A 21,439-nucleotide genomic window follows, 5' to 3' on the forward strand; every position below is an offset into this window, starting at 1 on the left:
CCCTGTCGGCGGGGTGTGTCGGGGTTTTCGGCTTTCGCCGTCCGCCCTTTCGACATTCACTACGTTAGCCGATTCCCTCGGGAACTCATAATCGAGTCTCGCGGGTTCGAATTCGGACGCACGGGTGCGCCGAAAACGACCCCGTTGAGGGGCTGGAGCTAGGTAGTGGGTTGGCCGCTCCGGCTGCAGGTGATCACCGTACCCGGTTCAGCGGCTCGGGCTACATTACGCACCTCGGCGGGCCGCGTCAACTTCGACGGCGCTTCGGTACGTGGGCGCGATAGGGGCTCACCGTCGGGTCGTCGGCGATCCAGAAGCGCCACGGGTGGAGGTCGCCGTCGCCTCCCTCGCCGGCGACGCCGGTGCGGGGACCGCTGCGTACCTGGTCGGAGGGGACCGGTGTCCCCGTGAGCATCTTCAGGGGTGCCTCTCCGGAGGCGCACGCGTCGGCGCCGTCCAGGGCCCGGTCGACCTCCAGGGCTGTGGCCAGCCGGGCCGGCCCCTTGGCCAGTTCCTTGTCGTTCCGGGCCGAAACGCGTCGCTTGCGGGCCAGCTCGGCGCCCTCCACCACCTCGCCCGCGCGCAGCAGGACCCCGCTGGCCCGGCCCTCGGGTCCGCAGACCAGGTTCATGCAGTGCCACATGCCGTAGGTGAAGTAGACGTACACGTGTCCGGGCGGGCCGAACATCACCGCGTTGCGGACGGTGGGGCCGCGGTAGGCGTGCGAACCGGGGTCGTTCGGGCCGTCGTACGCCTCCACCTCCGTGAGGCGGAGGGCGATTGGACCGTCGGGGGTCGTCCGGACCAGGACGCGGCCGAGGAGGTCGGGCGCGACCTCCAGTACCGGGCGGTCGAAGAAGGCTCGGGGCAGTGGCGTACGGTCCGGGGGCGCGATCATGCCCTCCGAGGGTAGTCCAGACGGGGCGGCGCGCCGGCGGAACCGGGTGCGGGCGGATCGCGTTTGTACGGGTCGAGGGTCCATTCGTAAAGGGAGAGTCATGGCGTTCAAGAAGCTGCTCGCGAGCCTGGGGGCCGGCGGGGCGTCGGTCGAGACGGTGCTGACCGAGGTCAACGTCGTACCGGGTGGTGTCGTCCAGGGCGAGGTGCGGATCCAGGGCGGATCGGTGAACCAGGCCATCGAGGGGCTGTCCGTCGGTCTGCAGGCCAAGGTCGAGGTCGAGAGCGGCGACCAGGAGTACAAGCAGGACATCGAGTTCACCAAGGTCCGGCTCGGCGGTGCCTTCGAGTTGCAGGCGGGTGCCGTGCACGCGGTGCCGTTCGGGCTGGAGATCCCCTGGGAGACGCCGATCACCATGATCGACGGACAGGCGCTGCGGGGGATGAACATCGGTGTGACCACCGAGCTGGCGATCGCGCGGGCCGTGGACTCCGGGGATCTGGACCCGATCAACGTGCACCCGCTGCCGGCGCAGAAGGCGATCCTGGACGCCTTCATCCAGCTGGGCTTCCGCTTCAAGAGCGCCGACATGGAGCGCGGCCACATCCGGGGTACGCGGCAGAGGCTGCCCTTCTACCAGGAGATCGAGTTCTTCCCGCCGTCGCAGTACCGGGGGCTGAACCAGGTCGAGCTGAGCTTCGTCGCCGACGAGCACGCGATGGACGTCGTGCTGGAGATGGACAAGAAGGCGGGCCTGTTCAGCGAGGGCTCGGACACCTTCCGCTCCTTCCAGGTGGGCCTGAACGACTGGCAGGGGACCGACTGGGCGGCTTACCTCAACCAGTGGCTGTCCGAGGTCGGCAGCAAGCGCAACTGGTTCTAGGCTCGGGAACCGCTGGTTCCAGATCATCGATCAGGAGGTACCGAGGTGACCGAGCTCAAGCGGCGGCCGCTCCCCCACGACTTCCATCCGCCCGTGCCGTCGTTCACGGTGACGAGCGAGGACATCGAGGAGGGTGCGACGCTCAAGAGCGCCCAGGTGCACGCGGAGGGCAACACGTCGCCGCAGCTGCGCTGGGAGGGCTTCCCGCCCGAGACCAAGAGCTTCGCCGTGACCTGCTACGACCCCGACGCGCCGACCGGCAGCGGGTTCTGGCACTGGGTCCTGTTCGACATCCCGGCCTCCGTGACGGAGCTGCCGGCGGGTGCGGGCAGCGGCAAGTTCGAGGGGCTGCCCCCGGGCGCCGTGCACGTGCGCAACGACTACGGCACGAAGGACTTCGGGGGTGCCGCTCCGCCGCCCGGGGACGGCCCGCACCGGTACGTCTTCACGGTGTACGCGGTCGACCAGGAGAAGCTGGGCCCGGACGCGGACGTCTCCCCGGCCGTCGTCGGATTCAACCTGCGCTTCCACACGATCGCGCGTGCCCAGCTCGTCGGTGAGTACGAGAACCCCGCGCAGGGCTGACGTCACCGCAAGGATTCAGCCAAGGGTTCATTGAACGTTTGCCCGCCTCCGGTCTTGGAAGTGATCGGAGGCGGGCATTTTTTATTGCGTTGTCCATCTCGGCGCGCCCGTCCAGAGTTGATCCGAGCCCGCCGGGGGGTGGGCAGGTGCACACGGGAGGTGGGCTGGATGCGTGACACGCTGGTGCTGAACGCGAGCTTCGAGCCGCTGTCGACGGTGACGCTGAACCGTGCGGTCGTCCTGGTGCTCCGGGACAAGGCCGTCGTCGAGCAGGCCCATCCCGAGCTGCGGATGCGGGGTGCCGATGTCGACATACCGGCGCCTCGGGTGATCCGGTTGTGCCGGTATGTCCGGGTGCCGTTCCGAAGACGAGCTCCGTGGTCGCGGCGGGGGGTGCTGGTCAGGGACCGGCACCGGTGCGCGTACTGCGGGCGGCGGGCGACGACCGTGGACCACGTGGTGCCGCGGTCTCAGGGCGGGCAGGACTCCTGGCTGAATACGGTCGCCGCGTGTGCGGAGGACAACCACCGGAAGGCGAACAGGACTCCGGAGGAGGCCGGGATGGCGCTGCTCCGGGAGCCGTTCGAGCCGACGCCGGCGGACGCGATGCTCCTGGCTCTGGGCGCCGAGGACTTCGACGCGCTTCCTGAGTGGCTCGCTCGGGACGCCGCCTAGGCCTCTGCGCGTCTGCCGCGTCCTGTTGGCCGGCGGCCTCCGGTTGTCCGTCGCTTCTCGCGCGGTTCCCCGCGCCCCCGAGGGGGCGCGGGGAGGAACCCGGCGGTTTTCGTGTGCCTCAGTCGATGCTCGGCTTCTCCCGGCGCTCGGAACCGGCGGAGCCGCCGTTGCCCGATGAGCCGTTGTTGCCCGAACCTCCGCCCAGGGGGCCGAAGTTGCCCATCGCTCCGGAGAGGCCCTTGAGGGCGTCGCCGATCTCGCTGGGGACGATCCAGAGCTTGTTGGCGTCACCCTCGGCGATCTTGGGGAGCATCTGGAGGTACTGGTAGGACAGCAGCTTCTGGTCCGGGTCACCGGCGTGGATGGCCTCGAAGACCGTGCGGACGGCCTGGGCCTCGCCCTCGGCGCGCAGGGCCGCCGCCTTGGCCTCACCTTCGGCGCGCAGGATCTGCGACTGCTTCTCGCCCTCGGCGGTGAGGATGGCGGCCTGGCGCGTGCCTTCCGCGGTGAGGATGGCGGCGCGCTTGTCACGGTCGGCGCGCATCTGCTTCTCCATCGAGTCCTGGATGGAGGTCGGGGGCTCGATGGCCTTCAGTTCCACGCGGTTGACGCGGATGCCCCACTTCCCGGTGGCCTCGTCCAGGACCCCGCGCAGGGCCGCGTTGATCTCCTCGCGGGAGGTCAGGGTCCGTTCCAGGTCCATGCCGCCGATGATGTTGCGCAGGGTGGTGACGGTGAGCTGCTCGATCGCCTGGATGTAGCTGGCGACCTCGTAGGTGGCGGCCCGGGCGTCGGTGACCTGGTAGTAGATGACCGTGTCGATGTTCACGACCAGGTTGTCCTGGGTGATCACCGGCTGCGGCGGGAACGGGACGACCTGCTCGCGCAGATCGATGCGGTTGCGGATGGTGTCGATGAACGGGACCACGATGTTGAGGCCCGCGTTCAGCGTCCGCGTGTAACGGCCGAAGCGCTCGACGATGGCCGCGCTGGCCTGTGGGATGACTTGGATCGTCTTGATCAGGGCGATGAAGACCAACACCACCAGGATGATCAGGACGATGATGACCGGTTCCATCGTCGTTCCCCGTACCCTTCCGCCTCGGCGCTTTCGGCAGATCTCATGACTGTTGAAGATCTTGCTGTCGAGTCTGACAGACCCTCGCGCAACTCGTGAGTCGTTCTCGGTGAGTTGGCCCTCAGATGACGATCGCGGTGGCCCCTTCGATGTCCACGACGTCCACCTCCTGGCCCACTTCGTAGGCGCGGCCGGTGTCGAGGGCGCGGGCCGACCACACTTCCCCGGCTAGTTTGATGCGGCCGCCGGACGCGTCGACCCGTTCCAGGACGACGGCCTGCCTGCCCTTCAACGCCTCCACGCCGGTGGCGAGTCGGGGACTGCGCCGGCCGTGCCGGGCGGCTATGGGCCGGACGACGCCGATGAGGGCGACGGAGACGACGACGAACGTCAGGACCTGGATGACCGCGCCGAAGCCGAGGGCGGAGGCGACCGCGGCCGCCACGGCTCCCACCGCGAGCATGCCGAACTCCGGCAACGCGGTGACCACGAGCGGGATTCCGAGTGCCGCCGCGCCGATGAGCCACCACACCCATGCGTCGATGTCGTTCACATGGTCATGGTAGGGCCGCGGTCGGGCGGCGGACAGGGCGCGCGGGGGAGAGCAGAGGGGTCAGGACAGGGGCAGACCCTGGGCGGTCCAGCGGTCGCCGACCTGCTCCACGACGAGCGGGAGGCCGAAGCAGAGGGAGAGGTTGCGGGAGCTGAGTTCGAGCTCGATCGGGCCGGCGGCGAGCACCTTGCCCTGGCGGATCATGAGGACGTGGGTGAAGCCGGGGGCGATCTCCTCGACGTGGTGCGTGACCATGATCATCGAGGGGGCGATGGGGTCGCGGGCGAGCCGGCCGAGGCGGCGTACCAGGTCCTCGCGGCCGCCGAGGTCGAGACCGGCGGCGGGTTCGTCCAGCAGGAGCAGTTCGGGGTCGGTCATCAGGGCGCGGGCGATCAGGGTGCGCTTGCGCTCGCCCTCGGAGAGGGTGCCGAACTTGCGGTCCAGGTAGTCGCTCATGCCGAGGCGGTCGAGGAAGGCGCGGGCGCGCCGCTCGTCGACCTCGTCGTACTCCTCCTGCCAGTGGGCGGTCATGCCGTAGGCGGCCGTCAGGACGGTCTCCAGCACGGTCTGGCGCTTGGGGAGCTTGTCGGCCATGGCCATGCCGGCCATGCCGATGCGGGGGCGCAGCTCGAAGACGTCGGTGCCGGGCTTGCCGAGGGTCTCGCCGAGGATGGTGGCGGTGCCCTTGCTGGGGTAGAGGTAGCTGGAGGCGACGTTCAGGAGGGTGGTCTTGCCGGCACCGTTGGGACCGAGGATGACCCAGCGCTCGCCCTCCTTCACCGACCAGGAGACCTGGTCCACCAGAGCCCGGCCCTCACGGACCACGGATACGTCCTGAAGCTCCAGAACATCGCTCATGAGCGCGTTGTCTCCCCTTGCAGTGTGGCCGGTCTCGGCTGTCGCGTACGCCTGTGGCTCGGGTCCGCCGCGCCCGTGGGCGCAGCCCTTATGAAATCTACGCCACGAGTGCCCCGCTCCATTCCATCGGTCCGGTCCTTAGGGTGGGGGCATGCTCTCGGAACCGCGTTCAGGACGCCTCGCCGCTTGGGGAAACGCCCTTCTGGCCGGACTTGTCTCTCCGGATGACGCCGTACTCGCCGTCGTGGGCGGGGACGCCGTGCACCGGGTGGAGGGGCTGCCCGGTGAGTCCGCGCCGGTCGGGCTGACCCTCGCTCTGGGGCGGCTGCGCACGCTGGGGGTGACCGGACTGCGGGTGGCTCTGCCCGCGCCGGGGCATCCGCTGGGGCTGAGCGGCCCGCCGGAGTTCAACGCGCGTGCGCTGGAGGCCGAGGAGGCGGTGGTCTGTCACGGCGCCGCGTTCGGGCTGGTGCCCGAGGTGTACGAGGCCGGCCCCGAGGGTGATGTACATGCCGAGGTGCTCTGGCACGTGCTGCCGGTGCGGGAGGCGCCGCCCGCCGACGTGCCGTCGCTGGGCGAGGCCGAGCGGGAGCTGGCGGAGGCGCTGCGGGAGGCGACGGAGGTGCTGTCGAAGCTGGACGTCGCCGGGTCGGGGCCGGTGGCGGAGGCGGCGATCGACGCGTACCGGGCGCGGGCCGAGCGGGGCCGGGAGGTGCTGGCGCCGGGTTACCCGTCGCGTGCCGTGCGGGTGCTGGAGCTGGCGCAGCGGGTGGGGCTGCTGGTGTCCCTGGCCTACGGCAACGGCCACGGGGGCGCGGTGAGCGCCTCGGAGATGGCGGCCCGGGGAGCGGCGCTGCGGCCGGTGGAACGGACGGCCCGGCGGGCGCAGGTCGCGGCGTACAACTCGTTCGTGGAGGAGCGCGAGCGCGGGGTGCGGTGAGCCGCGGCGGGGCCGGCGCGGACGTCCGGGAGGCCCTGGTGCGGCGCGGACGCCTTGCGGTCCCGGGGCCGTCGCGGAAAGACGCCGGCGGCGGCCCTGGGCCGTGCGAGCCGGACGCGACGCCCGGCGGACGCTCCTGCGGTGAGGGGACCGACTGACAGGCCCCCGGTGCGCCGGGGGCCTGCGGTCGTCGCCGACGGTCTCAGTGGTTGAGGCCGAGGTTGCCGAAGGCCGGGTTCAGCACCCCGATGACGTTCACGCTGTCGCCGACGGCGTTCACCGGGACGTGCACCGGGACCTGGGCGACGTTGCCCGAGCCGACGCCCGGGGAGCCGGCGGCCTCGCCGGCCGCGTGGGCGCCGCCGTGGGCCGAGGCCAGACCGGCACCGGCCGCCACCAGGCCCCCGGCCACCATCGTCACGGCCGCCGCCTTCTTCAGGTTCTTCACTGTCTTCCCCTCCTGGTCGTTCACCGCGGTGATCACCGCGGCACGCACGGAAGAACGGCGGAGATCACCGCAAGGGTGCGCCATCCGGGTGACATTCCCACGACGGTATGAAATCCGGGTCCGGACCGTGACGCTCCGTGTCGCCGCGGGCCGGGCGTCGGTCAGGAGGCGGGTCAGCCGGTCACGCCGTGGCGTACGGCCCACAGCGCGGCCTGGGTGCGGTCGGCGAGGTCGAGTTTCATCAGGATGTTGGAGACGTGCGTCTTGACGGTCTTCTCGGACAGGACGAGCGCGCGGGCTATCTCGCGGTTGGAGCGGCCGTCCGCGATCAGGCCGAGCACCTCGCGCTCCCGCTCGGTGAGCGAACCTCCCCTGCCCTGCCCGGTGCCGGCCTCGTCCTGGGAGAGCAGGGCGCCGGCCACCTCGGGCTGGAGCAGGACGTGCCCGGCGTGCACGGAGCGGATGGCCCCGGCGAGGGCGTCGGGATCCACGTCCTTGTAGACGTACCCGGCGGCGCCCGCGCGCAGGGCCGGGACGACCGTGCGCTGCTCGGTGAAGCTGGTGACGATGAGCACGCGCGCGGGGTTGTCGAGTTCCCGCAGTCTGCGCAGGGCGTCGATGCCGTCCATGCCCGGCATCTTGACGTCCATGAGGACGACGTCGGGCCGCAGCTCCTCGGCGCGGGCGACTCCCTCGGCGCCGTCGGCGGCCTCGCCGACGACCTCGATGTCGTCCTGTACCTCCAGGAAGGTGCGCAGGCCCCGGCGGACGACCTGGTGGTCGTCGACCAGCAGGACTTTGATCGGTTCACCCACCGGGGACCTCCATCTCGATCGTGGTGCCCTTGCCGGGCGCGGATTCCACGGTCAGCGTGCCGCCGACCCCGCTCGCCCGGTCCCGCATCGAGACCAGGCCGAGGTGGCGGCCGGCGCGGCGGACCGCCGTGGGGTCGAAGCCACCGCCGTCGTCGGTGACGCGCAGGACGGCTCCGTTGCCGCGCCGGTCCACGGTCACCTCGACCCGGTCGGCGCCGGAGTGGCGCAGGGCGTTGTGCAGGGCCTCCTGGGCGACCCGGAGCAGGGCCTCCTCCTGAGCGGCGGGCAGGGCACGGAAGCCGTTGCTGGTGAAGGTCACGCGCGCGGTGTGGGCGCGGTCGAGGACCCGCGTCTGGGTGCGCAGGGTGGCGATCAGGCCGTCCTCGTCCAGCGCGGCGGGGCGCAGCTCCACCACGGCGGCACGCAGTTCGTCGACGGCCTCGGCGGCGAGGGTGGCCACCTGGTGCAGTTCGCCCTTGGCGCGGGCGGGGTCGCGGTCGACGAGGGCGGCTGCCGCCTGGGCGGTCAGGCGCAGGGAGAACAGCTTCTGGCTGACCGCGTCGTGCAGTTCGTGGGCGAGGCGGGAGCGTTCCTCGGCGATGGTCAGTTCGCGGCTGCGCTCGTAGAGGCGGGCGTTGGTGAGGGCGATGGCGGCGTGCTGGGCGAGGATGGAGAGCAGCTCCTCGTCCTCCTGGGTGAAGCCGCAACTCCCCTCGGGTTTGAGGCAGTTCTTGTTGGCGAGGAACAGGGCGCCGATGACCTCGTCGCCGTCGCGGATGGGCAGGCCCAGGAAGTCGGCCAGGTCGGGGTGGGCGGAGGGCCAGCCCTCGAAGCGGGGGTCCTTGCGCACGTCGGCGAGGCGCTCGGCCTTCGCCTCGTGCAGCATCGCGGCGAGGATGCCGTGCTGGCGCGGGAGCGGGCCGATGGCACGCCACTGCTCGTCGCTGACGCCGTCCACGACGAACTGGGCGAAGCCGCCGTGGTCGTCGGGCACGCCGAGTGCGGCGTACTGCGCGTCGAGCAGCTCGCGGGCGGAGGCGACGATCGTCTTGAGGACGTCGCGCATCTCCAGGTGCCTGCTCATGGCCAGCAGCGCGGAACTCACCGCGGCGAGGCCGGACCGGGGGCCTTGACTCATGTTCCTCACGGTACCGGCGGGGTCCGGCGGCGCGGATCGGACCGGTGACGGCGGGCCCCGGTCCGCTGGGCCTAGGCCCGGTGGCGTAGGCCGCGGGTACCGGGGACGGGGGGTGTAGGCCGCCGGTACCGGGGCGGCGGGCGTACGCCGAAGGGCCCCGGCGCGGCCCGCGTCCGAGGTGGGCCGGGGGTGCCGTTCCCAGGTTGGGGTCACCGCCCGAGGGAGGCGGTGGGCGACGACAGGACGGTAGTCATGCCGGTGGCGCTCGTCACGGGGGCCTCGAAGGGCCTCGGGCGGGCGCTCGCCGAGGCGCTGGGCGCACGCGGGTGGGACCTAGGGTCTCTCGTTCGGACCATGCCGGGCTCGCGGGCCCTGGCACGGCGCCCTGATCCGGCCTGATCCGACGGGGGGAGGTCCCGCGGAGCTGTCCGCGCGTGTGCCCCCGAGCAGCGGGGGCCGGGGCTGGGGCGGGACGCCGTACGGCTGCTGGTGTCGCGCGGGACGGAGGTGGCGCAGCACGCGTTCCGGGAGCTGCCGGGGCTGCTGCGGGCCGGGGATGCGCTGGTGGTGAACACCTTGCCGACGCTGGCCGCCGCGGTGGACGGGCGGATCGGGCACGCGCGCGTGGTGGCGCACTTCTCACGCGCGGGGACGACGGCCGGTGGGCGGTCGAGCCGCGGGTACCGGACGGGCGCGGTAGCACGCGCGCGCGTGCGGGCTCGCTCGCGGGGGAAGAGGCGTCGCTGCGGGGCGGGGGGGCGGCTACTGCTGGAGGAGCCGCTGAGCGCGCGGGGTGGTGAGCGGCTGCGGTGGGCACGGGCCGCCGGGGCGGACGTCCGGGAGGTGCCCGGCGGGCGCGGGCGGCCCATCCGCTATGCCTACCCGGAGCGGGACCAGCCGCTGTCCGCCTACCAGACGGTGTTCGCGCCGCCGTCGCCGGACGGGTGCGGCAGTGCCGAGATGCCGAGTGCGGCGCGGCCCTTCACCGCGCGGCTGGTGGCGAAGCTGGTGAGCCGGGGGGTGGGGTTCGCGCCGGTGACGCCGCACACAGGGGTTTCGTCGGCGCAGGCGCACGAGCCGCCGTATCCGGAGCGGTTCTCGGTGCCGGAGGCGTCGGCGCGGCTGGTCAACCAGGTGCGGGCGGGCCGGGAAGGGTTCGAAGCGCTCCCCTGTAGGGGCGGGGCCGCCGGGGTGGGCGGCCGGGTCATCGCGGTGGGGACGACGGCCGTGCGGGCCGTGGGGCCGGATGGCGTGGCGCGGGCGGCCAAAGGGTGGACGGATCCGGCGGTGACGCCCGAGCGCGGAATACGAGTGGCGGACGGGTTGCTGACCGGTTTGCACGAGCCGGAGGCCTCCCGTCTTCTGATGCTGGAGGCCGTCGCCGGGCGGGTGGCGGTGGACCGTGCCTACGAGGAGGCGCTGCGCGGGCGCTGCCTGTGGCACGAGTTCGGCGATGTCCACCTCGTCCTGCCGGTGGAAAGCCCTCACCGAGAGCATTGCGAGGGCAACAAGCTGTGATATGGCATGGCGCTCGGTGTGAGCCCGCGCATAGGGCCCACATCACGTACGAAAGGGCATAGGAGATAAAAGCCCCCGCATGAACGGGACAGATGGTCCTGTCTGTCCCGTTTTGCCCTTCCCTGATCCACTATCGGGCATCGTACGTCACACCTTTGCCTGGGCATTTTGCGCCCGCTAAGAATTGCTTCCGTCGCTCAGCGCCGCGGGCTTTCCGCCCCGCGGCGTTCGTGCGGGAGGAGTCGATTCCCCCGGCGGACGCAGGAGCGACCTCCGCGCTATCGAAGAGGTCCATCAGCCATGCCCAAGAACATCCTCAACCGTGCTTACAGTCGTCAGCTGACCAAGCACCACAAGATCGCCGTCGCCGGTGTCGCCGCACTCGGCACCGCCGCCCTCGCCTTCTCGGCCGCTCCCGGCAACGCCGGCACGGTCACCACCGGCGCCCCCGCCGCGACCGCGCAGGTCGCCGCCACCGGCACCGTCCTGCAGAACGTCAAGGGCACGGTCACGGACCAGCTCGCCGCCAAGAACATCAAGCTCGACACCCTCGCGGCGCAGAAGAAGGCCGCCGACGCCGCCACCGCCAAGCAGGCAGCCGACGCCGCCGCGAAGAAGGCCGCCGTCGCCGCGGCCGTCACGAAGGCCGCGCAGCAGCACGTCGTCACGGCCGCCGCCGACCGTTCCGCCCAGCGCCCGCAGATGCAGCCGGTCGCCGCGAAGACGTACGCCAACAACCTGGACGGCTGGATCCGCAAGTCCCTGGACATCATGAAGGCCAAGCGCATCCCGGGCAGCTACAACGGCCTGCACCGCAACATCATGCGGGAGTCCTCCGGCAACCCCTACGCCATCAACAACTGGGACATCAACGCCGTCAACGGCATCCCGTCCAAGGGTCTGCTCCAGGTGATCCCGCCCACCTTCCAGGCGTACCACGTCCCCGGCACCTCCTGGAACATCTACGACCCGGTCGCCAACATCACCGCCGCCGCCAACTACGCGGCCCACCGGTACGGCTCCATCGACAACGTCAACAGCGCGTACTGAGGCCCTGGCGCGGGACCTCAACGACGTACGGCCGAAGGGCGGCACCCCCAGCGGGGATGCCGCCCTTCGGCGTCGCGGAAGCGGGTGCCGCGGAGGCGAGCGGCTACTTGCGCATGACCTCCGGCTCGTGGCGGCGCAGGAAGCGGGCGACGAAGAAGCCGCAGAGCGCGCCGAGCGCGAGCAGCGCGATCATGTCCATGCTCCACGCGCCGACCGTGTGGTTCCACAACGGGTCGTTGTCGCCGGCGGTCTCCGGCGGGCTGATCCGGTTGAAGTCCAGCGTGGTGCCGGCCGCGGCGACCGCCCAGCGGGACGGCATCAGGTACGAGAACTCGTTCACACCGACCGTGCCGTGCAGGGCGAACAGGCAGCCGGTGAAGACCACCTGGATGATCGCGAACATGACCAGCAGCGGCATGGTCTTCTCGGCCGTCTTCACCAGCGAGGAGATGATCAGGCCGAACATCATCGCGGCGAAGCCGAGCCCCATGATCGGCAGGGACAGCTCCAGCAGCGTGGCGTGCCCGAGGACGAGGCCCCGGTCGGGGATCTCGCGCCTGCCGAAGCCGATGACACCGACCAGCAGCCCCTGGAAGCCGGTGATCACGCCGAGCACGAACACCTTCGACATCAGGTACGCCGACCGGGACAGGCCCGTGGCACGCTCGCGCTCGTAGATCACCCGTTCCTTGATCAGCTCGCGGACGGAGTTGGCGGCTCCGGCGAAGCAGGCGCCCACGGCCAGGATCAGCAGCACGGTGGTGGCGGTGCCGTTGGGCGCGATCTGGCCGGTCTGCGGGTGGGGGTCGTTGGGCAGCAGACCGTGGTCCGGGTGGATCAGCAGGCTGACCGAGCCGATGACGGCCGGCAGGAGCACCATCAGGGCCAGGAAGCCGCGGTCGGAGGCGATCACCGACACGTAGCGCCGCACCAGGGTGACGAACTGGGACAGCCAGCTCTGCGGCTTGGGCGGCCTGATCACCTGCATCGGCGGCATCTGGACCGCCTGCGGGGCGACCGAGTCGACGTCCGCCGCGTACATCTGGTAGTGCTGCGAGCCCTTCCAGCGGCCCGCCCAGTCGTAGTCGCGGTAGTTCTCGAAGGCGGAGAAGACGTCGGCCCAGCTGTCGTAGCCGAAGAAGTTCAGCGCCTCCCCCGGCGGGCCGAAGTAGGCGACCGCGCCGCCCGGCGCCATCACGAGCAGTTTGTCGCACAGCGCCAGCTCGGCCACCGAGTGGGTGACGACGAGCACGGTACGGCCGTCGTCGGCGAGACCGCGCAGCAGCTGCATGACGTCGCGGTCCATGCCCGGGTCGAGGCCGGAGGTCGGCTCGTCCAGGAAGATCAGCGACGGCTTGGTCAGCAGCTCGAGGGCCACCGACACGCGCTTGCGCTGGCCACCGGAGAGCGAGGTGACCTTCTTGTCCTTGTGGATGTCGAGCTTCAGCTCGCGCAGCACCTCGTCGATGCGCGCGTCGCGCTCCTGCGCCGTGGTGTCGGCCGGGAAGCGCAGCTTGGCCGCGTATTTCAGGGCCTTCTTGACAGTCAGCTCCTTGTGCAGGATGTCGTCCTGCGGGACCAGACCGATGCGCTGGCGCAGCTCGGCGAACTGCTTGTACAGGTTCCGGTTGTCGTACAGCACCTCGCCCTGGTTGGCGGGCCGGTAGCCGGTGAGCGCCTTGAGCAGGGTCGACTTGCCGGAACCGGACGGGCCGATCACCGCGATCAGCGACTTCTCGGGGACGCCGAACGAGACGTCCTTGAGGATCTGCTTCCCGCCGTCGACCGTGACGGTCAGGTGACGGGCCGAGAAGGAGACCTCGCCGGTGTCGACGAACTCCTCGAGGCGGTCGCCGACGATCCGGAAGGTGGAGTGGCCGACGCCGACGATGTCGGTCGGGCCGAGCAGCGCCGAGCCGCCCTTGGCGATCGGCTGGCCGTTGACGTACGTGCCGTTGTGCGAGCCGAGGTCGCGGATCTCGAAGCGGCCGTCGGGCGTGGCGTGGAACTCGGCGTGGTTGCGCGAGACCTGGAGGTCGGAGACGACCAGGTCGTTCTCCAGGGCACGGCCGATGCGCATCACGCGGTCGAGCGCGAACTGGTGGAACGTGGTCGGGCTGCGGTCGCCGTAGACCGGCGGCACCTCCGCACCACCACTGGGCGTTTTCTGTGCGTACTGCTCGGCGGGGCCGGCCTGCTGCGGGAACGCGGGCGGCTGCTGCCAGCCGGCCTGGGCGGCCGGGTACTGCTCGGGCGCCTGGTGCGCGGGCGCCTGGTGGGGTACGGCCTGCTGCGGGGCGGGCTGCTGGTGCCCGGGCGGCTGCTGCCAGCCGGGCGCGCCGGCGCCCTGGTCCGGGTACGGCGCCGCTGCCTGCGGCTGCAGGGCCGGGCCGCCGACCGGTGCCGTGGTCGCCGACAGGGTCAGCCGCGGTCCGTCGGTCGCGTTGCCGAGGTGCAGCGACGAGCCGGGGCCGATCTCCATGTGCTGAACCCGCCGGCCCTGCGCGTACGTGCCGTTGGTGCTGCCGTGGTCCTCGATGACCCAGCTACGGCCGTCGAAGCTGACCGTGGCGTGCCGCCAGGACACCCTGGCGTCGTCGAAGACGATGTCCCCCTGCGGGTCACGTCCGAGGATGTATGCCCTGGATGGATCGAGCATCCAGGTACGTCCGTTTGTTTCGAGTACGAGTTCCGGCACTCCATGCCCCACTGAGTTGTCCCCCGAATTACCCCCGTCGCGGGGAGTCTAGGGATGTCGAACATCGTGGGGAACTATTCCAGGCCCGGCCCCTTGACCGAAACCCGGGCCTTGGCAAGGGGCCTGGGGGCGCGCCGACTCGTGAGTCCGCCCTCCGTGCGTCCCCGCGGATCCCCGCAGTTGGGACGGCGCCGGCCGAACTCCTCGCGGGCACGGGCGTGATGGCCCGGAAGGGCCCTGAGCTTCGCGGCGCCCCCGGAGACGTGGCCGGCCTGGGCGAACGGCCGGCCGGTGCCGGACAGGACGCGTGCGGCAGGCCCGGCGATCACCGGGCCTGCCGGCCGGACACGTGCCCGGCCGGTCAGCGCGCCGCGGCCGGACGCCGCCCGGATGGCCGCGGCGGCCGTCGTCTCCGTCTGCCGTTCGGCCCTGATCGTGGGACCCTCGTGGTAGGGCCGGGCGGTACCGCCCGCGCGGGAGCGGCGCCGTCTTCCGGTGGCAAGATCCTCGACACCGGGTCGACACCCATTGTTCCGTGTCCGTCAGGCGGACCTCGACGGCGGGAGGCACTCGGTGCCGGATACGGTGGTGACACCATGAGCGCTTCGCAGACCCCCGAGGTCCCCACCCTCCTCGTCAAGATCTTCGGCAAGGACCGGCCGGGCATCACGGCCGGCCTCTTCGACACCCTCGGCGCCTACCTCGTCGACGTGGTCGACATCGAGCAGGTCGTCACCCGGGGCCGCCTGGTGCTGTGCGTGCTGGTGACCCAGCCGCCGGCCGGCCTGGAGGGCGACCTGCGGGCCACCGTGCACAGCTGGGCCGAGTCGATGAAGATGCAGGCGGAGATCATCTCGGGGCACGGTGACAACCGGCCGCGCGGCCTCGGGCGCTCCCTGGTGACCGTCCTCGGTCATCCGCTCACCGCCGAGTCGACCGCCGCGATCGCCGCCCGGATCGCGAAGGCCGGCGGCAACATCGACCGTATCTTCCGGCTCGCCAAGTACCCGGTGACGGCGGTCGAGTTCGCGGTGTCCGGCGTGGAGACCGAACCGCTGCGCACGGCCCTGGCCTCCGACGCGGCGGCACTGGGTGTCGACATCGCGGTGGTCTCGGCCGGTCTGCACCGGCGCGCCCAGCGGCTGGTGGTCATGGACGTGGACTCCACCCTGATCCAGGACGAGGTCATCGAGCTGTTCGCGGCGCACGCCGGCTGTGAGGACCAGGTCGCCGAGGTGACGGCGGCGGCGATGCGGGGGGAGCTGGACTTCGAGCAGTCGCTGCACGCACGCGTGGCCCTGCTGAAGGGTCTGGACGCCTCGGTGGTGGAGAAGGTGCGCGAGGAGGTCCGGCTGACGCCGGGCGCACGCACCCTGATCCGCACCCTGAAGCGGCTCGGCTACCAGGTGGGGGTCGTCTCCGGTGGCTTCACCCAGGTGACCGATGACCTGAAGGAGCGGCTGGGGCTGGACTTCGCGCAGGCCAACACGCTGGAGATCGTCGACGGGAAGCTGACCGGCCGGGTCACCGGCGAGATCGTGGACCGGGCGGGCAAGGCGCGGCTGCTGCGCCGCTTCGCCGCGGAGGCCGGGGTGCCGCTGGCACAGACGGTGGCGATCGGTGACGGCGCCAACGACCTCGACATGCTGAACGCGGCGGGTCTGGGTGTCGCCTTCAACGCCAAGCCGGTGGTCCGGGAGGCGGCGCACACGGCGGTGAACTTCCCCTTCCTCGACACGGTCCTCTACCTCCTCGGCATCACCCGGGAAGAGGTCGAGGCGGCCGACATGCACGACGACGAGGGCTGAGCGGGGCCCCGCCCGCACGGACGCGCCGTGGACCGGGCCGGCGTCCGGCCGCGGCCGGGCCCGGCACCCCTCGCGGCGCCGGGTCCGTCCTCGTCCGGTGCGCCGGGCACGCGCCGGGTCACTCGGAGGGCGCCCAGTAGTCCACGAGGGTGGCGACGCCGGGCTCGACGCCCTTCCAGGGGCCTTCGAAGGACAGCAGGGCGAAGGCGGCGGCGGGGAAGCCCCGCCGGTCCATCCGCGCACGGGCGTCGTCGTCGGCGGTGCCGGCCAGGATGTCGGCCAGACCGTGCACGGCGGGGTTGTGGCCGATCAGGATCACGTTCCGCACCTCGTCCGGGACCTCGTTGAGCACGGCGATCAGTTCGCCGGGTGAGGCCTCGTAGACCCGCTCCTCGTAGACGGTCTTCGGCCGGTGCGACAGCTCGTGCACGGCGAGCTTCCAGGTCTCGCGGGTGCGGGTCGCCGTGGAGCACAGGGCCAGATCGAGGGTGATGCCGGTGTCGGCCAGCTTGCGTCCGGCGACGGCGGCGTCCGTGCGTCCGCGCTCGGCGAGCGGGCGCTCGTGGTCGGGGACCTGGGGCCAGTCGGCCTTCGCGTGCCGGAAGAGGACGATCCTGCGGGGTTCTGCGACGCTCATGGGTCCCAGCTTCGCATGAAACAGGGCACCCGGCTCAGGGAGTTGACATGCGGATTCGCCGCGCGAGGGGGCTTGCCGTCAGCGCGCGAGGAGCTGCTGGGCGTGCTCCAGGAGCCGCGTGACCGCCGGGTCGCCGGTCGCCGCCTGGGCGTCCGACGGGTTCAGTATCAGCGCGAGCAGCACGAGGAACGCGAGGGCGGGCAGGGCGAGCGCCCACCAGGGGAGCCTGATGTCGACGCCGCCCGTGGTCGCCGGGTGGGGCCGGGAGTGGGTGCGGGCCGCCATGGTCGCCTCCGTGGGTCCTCGAGCTGGTCCGTGACCGCCCCGTGCGGTCACTCCTCGAAGGTACGGAAGCGGGGGCGGCCAACCCATCCGGAGTTCCACCCAGTTGACCCTGACCCTTGCCCCCTAGGGGATGGGGGGGCCAGCCCCACCATCCGCCCGCCGGCCGTGGAGCACCGCGAGGGTCTCGAGAACAGGGAGGACCGGGCGTATCGGGCGGGTCGGGCGGACCGGTGGGGCAGGGCGCGGCCCAGGCGAAGCCGGCAGCCCCTCGGCCGCCGTCACGGGGACGCGAGGGTCGCCACGACGGCGATGATCACGAAGATGGCGAGGAACGAGCCGAAGACGAGCAGCATCTTCTTCTGGCCGTTCTGCGGGTTCGGGTCGAGCACAGGCTGCATGCCCCCAGTCTCGCACCTCGCCCGCCGCGGCACGGCGCCGGGGCCACCCGGCCGGGTCAGCGCGCCGCCTCGTCCTCCACCGTCCGGTCGCGGCCCGCCAGGAAGCCCACCGCCATCTGCGGCACCATGAGGGCCGCCATGAGGGCGAGCGGCAGACCCCAGCCGCCGCTGTGCTGGTAGAGCACGCCGACCAGCAGGGGGCCCGGGATGGAGATCAGGTAGCCGGTGCTCTGGGCGAACGCGGACAGCTGGGCCACGCCCGGACCGCTGTGGGCCCGCATGCCGACCATGGTCAGCGCGAGCGGGAAGGCGCAGTTGGAGACGCCGAGCAGCAGGGCCCAGGCCCAGGCGCCGGCGGCCGGGGCGAGGTACAGCCCGGCGTATCCGGCGAGGCCGCAGGCGCCCAGGACCAGCACGATCGGGCCCTGGTGGGACAGCCGGGTGGCGACCCTCGGGATGACGAAGGCCAGCGGGACGCCCATCACCATGGTGACGGCGAGCAGCACGCCCGCGGTGCCCGCGGGCACCCCGGCGTCCCGGAAGATCTGCGGCATCCAGCCCATGGTGATGTAGGCGGCGGTGGCCTGGAGGCCGAAGAAGACGGCGAGCGCCCAGGCGGTGCGGCTGCGGGTGATGCGCAGGGGCGCGTGCTGCCGCTCCGCTCCGCGCGCGGACTCCCGCGGGGCCGCGGCGGTGCCCCGGTCGCGGACGAGCGGCAGCCAGGGCAGGACGGCGGCGGCGGCGAGGGCCGCCCACACGGCGAGGCCGGACTGCCAGCCGCCGCCCAGGGCGTCGGTCAGCGGGACGGTCACCGCGGCGGCGACGGAGGTGCCGAGCGCGAGGGCCATCGAGTACAGGCCGGTCATGGAGCCGACCCGGTCGGGGAACCAGCGCTTGACGATGACCGGCATCAGGACGTTGCTGACGGCGATGCCCATGAGGGCGAGTGCGCTGGCGGCCAGGAATCCCGCGGTGTTGCCGACGTACGGGCGTATGAGCAGGCCGGCGGTGATGGCGGCCATGCCGGCGCACACCACGGCGGCGGGTCCGAAGCGGCGGGCCAGGCGGGGCGCGGCGACGCCGAACACGGCGAAGCACAGCGGGGGCACGGAGGTGAGCAGTCCGGCCACGCCGCCGCTCATGCCGAGCCCGTCGCGGACCTCCTCCAGGAGGGCGCCGAGGCTGGTGATGGCCGGGCGGAGGTTCAGCGCGGAGAGCACGATCCCGAGGACGACGAGCCGGACCGCCCACGGGCGCGTGCCGCCCGCGCCGGGCGTCGTCTCCTGGAGGGGCGTCGCGGCCCTGCCGCGTCCGGTCGATGACATCGCCGTACGGGTCTCCACTGTCCGGGTTTCCTCACTAGCCATGGGGTCATCATAGAATCATGGGATGATTGGTTGTCCAACCCCGCGGTACCCGTGGCCCGTACGCCCCGGCCCGTCGTGCGAAGGTGTGCCATGCCTTTGAGTCACCCGCGCCGTTCGGCGCTGTCCGAACAGGTGATCGCCGAACTGCGCCACCAGATCACGTCCGGTGAGTGGCCGGTCGGGTCGCGCATCCCGACGGAGCCGGAACTGGTCGAGCAGCTTGGCGTCGCCCGCAACACGGTCCGCGAGGCCGTCCGCGCGCTCGCCCACAACGGCCTGCTGGACATCCGCCAGGGCTCGGGCACGTACGTCGTGGCCACGAGCGAGCTGGCCGGGGTGATGCACCGCCGGTTCGCCGGCGCCGACCCGCGGCACATCGCCGAGCTGCGGTCCACGCTGGAGTCGGCGGCGGCGAAACTGGCCGCCGAGCGGCGCACCGACAAGGACCTGCGGCAGCTGGAGACGCTGCTGGCCCGGCGCGAGGAGGTCTGGGAGAGCGGTGACACGGAGGCCTTCGTGACCGCCGACGCCACCTTCCACATGGCCGTGGTGGCCGCGTCCCACAACGACGTGATGACCGCGATGTACGCCGACCTGGGCGAGGTGCTGCGGGACTGGCTGCGCGCGGACGTCGGGGCGGGACTGACACCGGATACGTACATGGACCACGCGCGCCTGGTGGACGTGATCCGCGCCGGGGACACGGAGGCGGCGGCGAAGGAGGCCGCGAGCTACCCGTTCTTGTGCAACCCGGGGCGGTTCACCGCACCTTCTGGTGACTGATCCACACCGAGCGCACTTCCTTCCAGCACCGGCCGGTCAGCCGTACGGTCATCGCGGGCCCCGCGTCCACCGGGGCGGTGTCGGTGTCGATGTCCCACCAGCGGTCGCACTCGATGTGCAGCCGCACACGATCGGTGTCCACATAGGGGTTGTGGCAGTACGTCTCCACGTGGGAGCCCCGCACGGCCGTGCGGCACGAGGCACCGAACCGGCTCGGCGCGGGCGGCTTGCCGTCGCTCACGCGCGCGTGCGGCAGCGCGTCGTACGGCAGGGACAGGACGAGGGCGAGGGCCACGGTCACCGGGGCCAGGCTGCGGGACGGACGCACAAGGGGACCTCCTCGGCCGGGCGGCGCGGGGACGAGCGAGGGAGGGCGTGATCCAGCGTGCGCCGTCCGCGCGGCGGCGGCCCGGCCGGAGAGCCGAACGGGTGACGGCCGCGAACGGGCGGCGCCCCGTTCCCCGCCGGCGGCGGGGAACGGGGCGCCGGTGCGGTCCCGCGGCGGTCAGGCGCCGATGGCGTGCAGACCGCCGTCGACGTGGATGATCTCGCCGGTGGTCTTCGGGAACCAGTCGCTCAGCAGGGCGACGATGCCGCGGCCGGCCGGCTCCGGGTCCTTCAGGTCCCACTCCAGCGGGGAGCGGCTGTCCCACACGGAGGCCAGCTCGCCGAAGCCCGGGATGGACTTGGCGGCCATGGAGCCGAGCGGGCCCGCCGAGATGAGGTTGCAGCGGATGTTCTGCTTGCCCAGGTCGCGGGCGATGTAGCGGCTGGTCGCCTCCAGGGCGGCCTTGGCCGGGCCCATCCAGTCGTACTGCGGCCAGGCGAACTGCGCGTCGAAGGTCAGGCCGACGACCGAGCCGCCGTTCTGCATCAGCGGCAGGCAGGCCGTCGTCAGCGACTTCAGGGAGTACGCCGAGACGTGCATGGCGGTGGCGACCGACTCGAACGGCGTGTTCAGGAAGTTGCCGCCGAGCGCGTCCTGCGGGGCGAAACCGATGGAGTGGACGACGCCGTCGAGACCGCCCAGCTCCTCGCCGACCACGTCGGCCAGGCGGGCGAGGTGCTCGTCGTTGGTGACGTCCAGCTCGATGACCTTGGTGGGCTTCGGCAGCTTCTTGGCGATGCGCTCGGTCAGGGTGGGCCGCGGGAACGCGGTCAGGATGATCTCGGCGCCCTGCTCCTGGGCCAGCTTGGCAGCGTGGAAGGCGATGGAGGACTCCGTCAGCACACCCGTGATCAGGATGCGCTTGCCTTCGAGGATTCCGCTCATGGTGATCAGTGACCCATTCCCAGTCCGCCGTCAACCGGGATGACGGCTCCAGTGATGTACGAGGCGTCGTCCGAGGCGAGGAACCGCACGGCCGCGGCGATCTCCTCGGGCTGCGCGTAACGGCCGAGCGGCACCTGCGAGACGATGCTCTGGCGCTGCTCGTCGGTGAGCACCTTGGTCATGTCGGTGTCGACGAAGCCGGGCGCGACGACGTTGAAGGTGATGTTGCGCGAGCCCAGCTCCCGGGCGAGGGAACGCGCGAAGCCGACCAGGGCCGCCTTGGACGCGGCGTAGTTCGCCTGGCCCGCCGAGCCGAGCAGGCCGACCACGGACGAGATCAGGACGACGCGGCCCTTCTTGGCGCGCAGCATGGCGCGGTTGGCGCGCTTGACGACGCGGAAGGTGCCGGTGAGGTTGGTGTCGATGACCGAGGTGAAGTCCTCCTCGGACATGCGCATCAGGAGCTGGTCCTTGGTGATGCCGGCGTTGGCGATCAGGACCTCGACCGGACCGTGCTGGTCCTCGATCTCCTTGTAGGCCTGCTCCACCTGCTCGGGGTCGGTGATGTCGCACTTGACGGCCAGGCAGCCCAATCCCGTCAGGGCGGCCGGCGGCTCACCCGAGCGGTACGTGATCGCGACCTTGTCGCCGGAGTCGGCGAACGCGCGGGCGATGGCGAGGCCGATGCCCCGGTTGCCTCCGGTGACGAGAACCGAGCGGCTCAACGGATCACCCTTTCGATAGCGGTTGC

General features: G+C 71.7%; 22 protein-coding genes and 2 pseudogenes. 9 read left to right on the forward strand and 15 right to left on the reverse strand.

Features of this window, described 5'->3' with window-relative positions:
• Positions 1–247: 247 nt before the first annotated feature.
• On the reverse strand, positions 248–898 hold the full coding sequence (locus tag LG395_RS09255) for a DNA-3-methyladenine glycosylase (protein ID WP_171157667.1): 651 nt from the start codon (positions 896–898) through the stop codon (positions 248–250).
• Between the two features lie 100 nt (positions 899–998).
• Here LG395_RS09255 and LG395_RS09260 point away from each other — a divergent pair, with 100 nt between their 5' ends.
• The 3 genes from LG395_RS09260 to LG395_RS09270 all read left to right on the forward strand — a co-directional run bounded on the left by LG395_RS09260 (position 999) and on the right by LG395_RS09270 (position 3,041).
• Complete coding sequence (locus tag LG395_RS09260) at positions 999–1,781, forward strand: sporulation protein (protein ID WP_171157665.1); 783 nt, start codon at positions 999–1,001, stop codon at positions 1,779–1,781.
• Between the two features lie 45 nt (positions 1,782–1,826).
• Positions 1,827–2,366 carry a YbhB/YbcL family Raf kinase inhibitor-like protein gene (locus LG395_RS09265; RefSeq protein WP_171157663.1) on the forward strand — a complete coding sequence of 180 codons (540 nt, stop codon included), beginning with the start codon at positions 1,827–1,829 and terminating at the stop codon, positions 2,364–2,366.
• 168 nt (positions 2,367–2,534) lie between these two features.
• The gene (locus tag LG395_RS09270; RefSeq protein ID WP_225809056.1) at positions 2,535–3,041 is read left to right on the forward strand and encodes an HNH endonuclease; all 507 of its coding nucleotides are present in this window, start codon (positions 2,535–2,537) and stop codon (positions 3,039–3,041) included.
• Between the two features lie 118 nt (positions 3,042–3,159).
• Here LG395_RS09270 and LG395_RS09275 read toward each other — a convergent pair whose 3' ends face one another.
• The 3 genes and pseudogenes from LG395_RS09275 to LG395_RS09285 form a co-directional block, all read right to left on the reverse strand.
• Complete coding sequence (locus LG395_RS09275) at positions 3,160–4,119, reverse strand: SPFH domain-containing protein (RefSeq protein WP_171157659.1); 960 nt, start codon at positions 4,117–4,119, stop codon at positions 3,160–3,162.
• 121 nt (positions 4,120–4,240) lie between these two features.
• Complete coding sequence (locus LG395_RS09280; protein WP_225809057.1) at positions 4,241–4,672, reverse strand: NfeD family protein; 432 nt, start codon at positions 4,670–4,672, stop codon at positions 4,241–4,243.
• Positions 4,673–4,999: 327 nt separating this feature from the next.
• Positions 5,000–5,530, reverse strand: a pseudogene (locus LG395_RS09285) (ABC transporter ATP-binding protein); the annotation flags it as partial.
• Positions 5,531–5,681: 151 nt separating this feature from the next.
• Between LG395_RS09285 and LG395_RS09290 the strand changes: the two are divergent.
• A complete protein-coding gene (locus tag LG395_RS09290) occupies positions 5,682–6,470 on the forward strand; it encodes an Rv1486c family protein (RefSeq protein WP_225809058.1) in 789 nt (262 codons plus the stop codon).
• 202 nt (positions 6,471–6,672) lie between these two features.
• Here LG395_RS09290 and LG395_RS09295 read toward each other — a convergent pair whose 3' ends face one another.
• The 3 genes from LG395_RS09295 to LG395_RS09305 all read right to left on the reverse strand — a co-directional run bounded on the left by LG395_RS09295 (position 6,673) and on the right by LG395_RS09305 (position 8,871).
• Positions 6,673–6,918 (reverse strand): chaplin, encoded by a 246-nt coding sequence (locus LG395_RS09295; RefSeq protein WP_171160112.1) that lies wholly within the window; start codon positions 6,916–6,918, stop codon positions 6,673–6,675.
• Positions 6,919–7,091: 173 nt separating this feature from the next.
• Positions 7,092–7,733 carry a response regulator gene (locus LG395_RS09300; RefSeq protein ID WP_225809059.1) on the reverse strand — a complete coding sequence of 214 codons (642 nt, stop codon included), beginning with the start codon at positions 7,731–7,733 and terminating at the stop codon, positions 7,092–7,094.
• Positions 7,726–8,871 (reverse strand): GAF domain-containing sensor histidine kinase, encoded by a 1,146-nt coding sequence (locus tag LG395_RS09305; RefSeq protein ID WP_171157650.1) that lies wholly within the window; start codon positions 8,869–8,871, stop codon positions 7,726–7,728. The genes LG395_RS09300 and LG395_RS09305 overlap by 8 nt, the downstream gene beginning before the upstream one ends.
• 252 nt (positions 8,872–9,123) lie before the next feature.
• Between LG395_RS09305 and LG395_RS09310 the strand changes: the two are divergent.
• The 3 genes and pseudogenes from LG395_RS09310 to LG395_RS09320 form a co-directional block, all read left to right on the forward strand.
• A pseudogene (locus tag LG395_RS09310) lies at positions 9,124–9,225 on the forward strand (short-chain dehydrogenase); the annotation flags it as partial.
• Positions 9,226–9,378: 153 nt separating this feature from the next.
• Entirely contained in the window at positions 9,379–10,389 is a 1,011-nt protein-coding gene (locus tag LG395_RS09315; protein ID WP_308071229.1) for an S-adenosylmethionine:tRNA ribosyltransferase-isomerase, read from the forward strand.
• 300 nt (positions 10,390–10,689) lie between these two features.
• Positions 10,690–11,439: a transglycosylase SLT domain-containing protein gene (locus tag LG395_RS09320; RefSeq protein ID WP_171157648.1), complete on the forward strand. Its 750-nt coding sequence runs from the start codon at positions 10,690–10,692 to the stop codon at positions 11,437–11,439.
• A gap of 103 nt (positions 11,440–11,542) precedes the next feature.
• Here LG395_RS09320 and LG395_RS09325 read toward each other — a convergent pair whose 3' ends face one another.
• On the reverse strand, positions 11,543–14,137 hold the full coding sequence (locus LG395_RS09325; protein WP_225809060.1) for an ABC transporter ATP-binding protein/permease: 2,595 nt from the start codon (positions 14,135–14,137) through the stop codon (positions 11,543–11,545).
• Between the two features lie 596 nt (positions 14,138–14,733).
• Here LG395_RS09325 and serB point away from each other — a divergent pair.
• Positions 14,734–15,945 (forward strand): phosphoserine phosphatase SerB, encoded by a 1,212-nt coding sequence (serB, locus tag LG395_RS09330; protein ID WP_225809061.1) that lies wholly within the window; start codon positions 14,734–14,736, stop codon positions 15,943–15,945.
• A 118-nt stretch (positions 15,946–16,063) separates the two neighbouring features.
• On the opposite strand, the gene LG395_RS09335 is transcribed toward serB, so the two are convergent.
• The 4 genes from LG395_RS09335 to LG395_RS09345 form a co-directional block, all read right to left on the reverse strand.
• The gene (locus tag LG395_RS09335) at positions 16,064–16,582 is read right to left on the reverse strand and encodes a SixA phosphatase family protein (RefSeq protein ID WP_171157642.1); all 519 of its coding nucleotides are present in this window, start codon (positions 16,580–16,582) and stop codon (positions 16,064–16,066) included.
• Positions 16,583–16,660: 78 nt separating this feature from the next.
• Positions 16,661–16,867 carry a hypothetical protein gene (locus tag LG395_RS09340; RefSeq protein WP_225809062.1) on the reverse strand — a complete coding sequence of 69 codons (207 nt, stop codon included), beginning with the start codon at positions 16,865–16,867 and terminating at the stop codon, positions 16,661–16,663.
• Positions 16,868–17,145: 278 nt separating this feature from the next.
• Positions 17,146–17,265, reverse strand: a complete 120-nt coding sequence (locus LG395_RS41130; RefSeq protein ID WP_263982356.1) for an SGM_5486 family transporter-associated protein — start codon at positions 17,263–17,265, stop codon at positions 17,146–17,148.
• A 56-nt stretch (positions 17,266–17,321) separates the two neighbouring features.
• Positions 17,322–18,590, reverse strand: a complete 1,269-nt coding sequence (locus tag LG395_RS09345; protein ID WP_171160110.1) for a CynX/NimT family MFS transporter — start codon at positions 18,588–18,590, stop codon at positions 17,322–17,324.
• A 132-nt stretch (positions 18,591–18,722) separates the two neighbouring features.
• On the opposite strand from LG395_RS09345, the gene LG395_RS09350 reads away from it, so the two are divergent.
• Positions 18,723–19,415: a FadR/GntR family transcriptional regulator gene (locus tag LG395_RS09350; RefSeq protein WP_225809063.1), complete on the forward strand. Its 693-nt coding sequence runs from the start codon at positions 18,723–18,725 to the stop codon at positions 19,413–19,415.
• Here the strand turns inward: LG395_RS09350 and LG395_RS09355 are convergent.
• The 3 genes from LG395_RS09355 to fabG all read right to left on the reverse strand — a co-directional run bounded on the left by LG395_RS09355 (position 19,393) and on the right by fabG (position 21,413).
• Positions 19,393–19,743 carry a hypothetical protein gene (locus tag LG395_RS09355; protein WP_171157636.1) on the reverse strand — a complete coding sequence of 117 codons (351 nt, stop codon included), beginning with the start codon at positions 19,741–19,743 and terminating at the stop codon, positions 19,393–19,395. The genes LG395_RS09350 and LG395_RS09355 overlap by 23 nt on opposite strands.
• Before the next feature lie 177 nt (positions 19,744–19,920).
• Positions 19,921–20,688: an enoyl-ACP reductase FabI gene (gene fabI, locus LG395_RS09360; protein WP_171157634.1), complete on the reverse strand. Its 768-nt coding sequence runs from the start codon at positions 20,686–20,688 to the stop codon at positions 19,921–19,923.
• A 5-nt stretch (positions 20,689–20,693) separates the two neighbouring features.
• The gene (fabG, locus tag LG395_RS09365) at positions 20,694–21,413 is read right to left on the reverse strand and encodes a 3-oxoacyl-[acyl-carrier-protein] reductase (RefSeq protein ID WP_171157632.1); all 720 of its coding nucleotides are present in this window, start codon (positions 21,411–21,413) and stop codon (positions 20,694–20,696) included.
• Positions 21,414–21,439: the final 26 nt, after the last annotated feature.

It is taken from the genome of Streptomyces spinosus (assembly GCF_020400655.1).
Taxonomy (GTDB): Bacteria; Actinomycetota; Actinomycetes; order Streptomycetales; family Streptomycetaceae; genus Streptomyces; species Streptomyces argyrophylli.